This is a genomic window from Anaerovibrio sp. (assembly GCF_024697385.1).
Taxonomy (GTDB): Bacteria; Bacillota; Negativicutes; order Selenomonadales; family Selenomonadaceae; genus Anaerovibrio.
Window position 1 is genome coordinate 1 of the sequence record NZ_JAILFV010000031.1, and the last position, 4,766, is coordinate 4,766.

The 4,766-nt window shown below is 42.8% G+C and carries 3 protein-coding genes; all 3 read right to left on the reverse strand.

The window, feature by feature from the left end:
- Positions 1-162 precede the first annotated feature (162 nt).
- Entirely contained in the window at positions 163-1,881 is a 1,719-nt protein-coding gene (locus tag K6C05_RS01650; protein WP_296730613.1) for a HAMP domain-containing methyl-accepting chemotaxis protein, read from the reverse strand.
- A 405-nt stretch (positions 1,882-2,286) separates the two neighbouring features.
- Positions 2,287-3,894 (reverse strand): linear amide C-N hydrolase, encoded by a 1,608-nt coding sequence (locus K6C05_RS01655; RefSeq protein WP_296730615.1) that lies wholly within the window; start codon positions 3,892-3,894, stop codon positions 2,287-2,289.
- Positions 3,895-4,174: 280 nt separating this feature from the next.
- Entirely contained in the window at positions 4,175-4,714 is a 540-nt protein-coding gene (locus tag K6C05_RS01660; protein ID WP_296730616.1) for a GNAT family N-acetyltransferase, read from the reverse strand.
- Between the last annotated feature and the right edge of the window lie 52 nt (positions 4,715-4,766).

The following is a 4,766-nucleotide window of genomic DNA, read 5'->3' on the forward strand; positions in this document are numbered from 1 at the left end:
CGAGCTTTAAGATGTCCCCTTCCTCTTTAGGTGGGGGAAAACAAACTACAACAGCTGGCGAGCATATCTCCCAGCTCGTTGAAACGCTAATTGGAAGATTTTTCTTCTTGGGGAAGAAAAATTTGAACAATGGCGTTATAACGATTTTATTGTAAGATCATTTTAAAATCTGAATTTCTGCAGTGATGTCTGCAGCTCCTGAGCTAAATTAGCCAGGGACTGACTGGCATCAGCAATCTCTGTAGCCGAAGCACTCTGCTCCTCAGAAGCAGCAGAAACGCTTTCCATTTCCTGAGACACCTCATCGCCCTTACTGGCAATACGGACAGATTTCTCATTGATATTTTGTGTATCATCAGATACAGCATGAAGTTCTTCAATCATGTTCTGAGCACGCTGTACCACACCATTGGAGGCTACATTTATAGCCTGGAAGGTTTCGCGGAGCTTTTCAACGGAAGCACTGCCTTCACGAACAGCATTGCTGCCTTTTTCCATGGAAGAAACTGCTATGTCTGTATTATCCTGTATCCCCTTAATAAGAGCGGTAATCTGCTGAGCAGCATTCTGGGACTCCTCAGCCAGCTTTCTTACTTCTTCTGCTACAACGGCAAATCCCCGACCCTGCTCGCCGGCGCGGGCTGCCTCAATAGCAGCATTAAGGGCCAGCAGATTAGTTTGTCCCGCAATACCGGAAATGGTCTCCACAATCTGGCCAATTTCCTGGGAACTCTGCCCCAGCTTATTAACAGTATCGGCGGACTCTTTGACAATAGCCTCAGCAGACAGTATCTGCTGAACAGCAAATTCAATAGCCCTGGTACCATCCTCTGCCTGATTATTGGCAGACTTGGCCTCGTTAGTAACTGCCCCGGCAACATTGCCAAGATTCCGGACAGCATCGCTTGATTTATCTACGGAGGTCTTCATATCTTGCAACAACTGCTGCTGCTCAATAACCGCACTGGCAGATGTAGTAACATTCTGGGCCACCTGGTCGGAGGCCTGGGCCGACTGACCGGCAGAAGCTGTCAACTCCTCCGAGCTTGCGGCAAGCTGCTCGGCGGAATGGCCAATTTGGCGCATCAACTTATTGAGGGTAACAGAAACATCATCAATAGCCCTTTCCATATCACCGAACTCGTCACCACGATCAACACCATTGTTATCAGTACGGAAATCACCATCCCGCAGCTTACGGCAAATCCCCATCATCTTGTTAAGCGGGGAAGTAATTTCCCTGGTAATCCACATAACAACTACAACCAGGATTACCAAAGTAACTATGCTGAGTATAATCATATTACGCTGAGCAGCATCACTTTCCTCATCATTGAGTCTATTTATCTCCTCAGCGGCCTTTGCAGCCTCATCGGCAAGCTGTGCCAAATCTGCAGCCACAGCTGCAGCTACCTGGGAATTCTGATTATATATTTCCTGACCTGCTGCCTGATTGCCGTTCTGTGATTCCTTTACAGAAGCATCCAGTCCAGACTTAAGCTTTGTCCAATCCTGAGCAGTTTTTGCATACTTTTCAGCAGTATCTCCCACACCGCTTGAGACCTTATTAAACGCCTCAAGATTTTCGTCTGTGGTCTTAATAGCAGCATCATATTTTCCCTGAAGGTCCTTCATGCGAGCCGGATCATTATTAACTGTAGTCATAATTACAGTCATAGTCTGAGCGGAACGCATCCCCTGACGAGCATTCCCCAAATGCACGAGCCCTGTGACATTAACATTATACAGATGTGTCATGTCATTCTGTGCTTTTTCCAAAGCCGAGAACCCAAAAAAGCTTATAATAGCCATTCCAATAGCTGAAATAACAGCCAGAATAAGCAACTTATAAGCCACCTTAACATTGTTCATAAAATTCATCCCATTATCCTCCCTCTTATAAATAATGCGTGATCATAATTCCCCTTCAAAAGAGATTTATCATATTCTACACTATGTGTTTCATTATATCATATCTTCAGTATCATATCAGCTGATTTCAGAAAAATAAAAACACCCATAAAGGGAATTGTACTAAGGTCTCCATATATGATTCCCCCCTATCCTCCAAGGGAAATTATGACAGCAAAAAGGGCTGCTATCAGCATAGCAGCCCTAATAAATAACCGGAACATCTTAAAATTTCTTTTCACATTGGCCATAACAATACTTTAACAATCTTTGAACGAACTTTTTTGTGATATGGATCACCTGCGTATACAGTTTTGTTCTCAAAATATTTTACGCATGAGGAGAAATTCTGAACTTCATCATGGCTAAGTTTAATCAAAGCTTTACATGATAGATAATGTCATCATTTTCCCAGAAACGAATCTTCATTTCCTTTTGGGCACAATTTACCCCAACATTCACGCTGGTAGTCCAGATTTGGCCGTCATCCCTAAGAGGCGCTTCATCCTTATCTACTCCATAGCCATAGAAAGCAAGCAGCTTTTCATATTTACTCATGCAGGATGGATCAAACTTTCCTTCCATATCATAACGGACATGCAATCTGGCATAGGCTACTGCTTTTATCGCTTCAAAATTGTCATCGTCATGGGCCCAGGACCGGTTCTCATTGGTCAAAAGACGATAATACTCATCATGATATGGTTGCAGGACCTTCCTCTTTTCCAAATCGGTGATTACCTTATATTCGTTATATTTTGAAGAAAGCTCTGTCAAAGTCAGCTGCTCGTCGTTGACGCTGAACTTGATGGAGCCATCATCAATTACTAGCTGGCCTGCAGCAACGGCATCATCAAAGTATTCCTTGATTTTCGGATCATAGGTAGACCTCTTGGCTTCCTCATACATAGCTGCATCAATGAGCATACGGCCATCATCCAGCACTGGCCAATAGAAGATATAATCACCTCTCCAATCCATCTGAGGGGTGCCTTCATCGTCTTCAAAGGCAATCTGATTGTACCGGTGCAGATGGGAACCATCCGTGAATCTATGGGATTCACCAATCCACAGGGTTTCATTTCTCCACATGATTGGTTTCATGGCGTCCATAGCTTCTTCCAGGGTATCTACAGGGCCGATTACCTTGGAAACCATTGCCAGTCTCCCGTGCCCTACAGCAAATGAGTCGAGGGCATTCCATTTTGGTGTTATGAAATAGTTTGCCTGTCCAAACTGATATGGAATATAGCTGACTTCATCCTGTGCGATTTCTATAAGTCCATATTCACCGGTAGCATCACCGATCATGAAGCATATATTCGCATTATTGAGGACAAAATCGCTATTGGATTCCGGTGCAGCAGAGTACCAATCATAGCTGTTTTCCAAAAAACAGATTGCTTCCTGTACTGTGGCGCAATTCTGTGAAACCAGCGGAATAACTGCCGTTGTGGTGGCGCGCAGTTCACTCCATGGAGTACCATCATCACGATTTTTCTCTCCACGGGAAGAATGCAGACCATAGCAAGTCAGTTTATCATTTCTTTCCCTCATGTTCCCTTCAATATACAGGCCCTTTTCATTAATACTGTCACAAACCAGGAATTGCATCATATCCCTTACGATCGGATCAATCTCGTCCAATTTCTTTACTTCTTCGTAAGTCAGATAAAAATCCGGTATATAGGATACATTAAAATTACTGTACTTACCATATGTAGTTTTGAACACATAGGCTGGAGACTGGGAAATATCCAGGTCCATATTGCGTCCGAGGATAACTTCCCCTTTACTGTTCCTTTTTGCCATGGCAGTGCACCCGAAAGTCGACAACTTACCATGATCAGCAAAATCATTAAGAGAAGCAAGTCCTTTTTCCCCCGAAGCCGGATCAGTAAAGTCAGGCAATTCGATGACATAATTTCCCAGATCCTTGAAGCCATTGTGCTGGACAGTTTCACAATCCCATTTTTTCCCCATCGTTACACCTCCGCAGTGAAAGCTGCTGAAAAAAGTGATGGCCTTATTTCAAGAGAAGCAAGGGCACAGACTGCATGATATACAGATGTTTCGATTTTTCTGCACAACAAAATCAGAATCCACTTTTTTCAAAAACAATATCATAAAATAATATATGGTACCCTTTCGACAGCATAAGTGAAAATTCCTTCCCTGCGGAAAGCTCATAAGGGATTTTTCTGTTTTCTCCCATATCCTGCTTCACAGGTTAACAAATAACCATCCATATCCACATAAAACATCATAAAAGCTTTTCGAACAGAAACATGGCATCCATAGAGTCATCCGCAGAAAACTCATGACGCCCCTTAGGATCCTTATGGTATTTGCTAAAAAATTCAACGATTTTAAAGCCACAACAATTTACATAAAAATGAATATTCCTTGTTTCGAAATAGGGAGTACATGTTTCCCATATGGTAATATCCGGATGTAATTTTTCTATAGCGAACCAGGCAGCACAACCTATACCCTTGCTGTGTACTTCCGGTGCAATGAACAAAAGCTCCAGCTCCCCTTTATTTTTATCCAGGGAAATGACCGCACCACCAACTGTTTCTCCTGAATACATTATCCGATATGCAATTCCCCTATTCAGTGAATCCTCAATGGTTTCACGGGATATAATTTCTCCTTCCTCCTCAAAGGTCTGGTCACGAGTCCCAAACTCTTCCATAGCACCATAATTAAATGCCCGTTGATTATCAATAATAAACTGCTCCCTATCAGAGAATGCCAACGGTAATAACTTGATTTCTGTTGATTTTACACGATTTTCCATTAATACCTCCTAATTTACCTGCTGCTGTATTCCCATATCCTTGAAAATTATA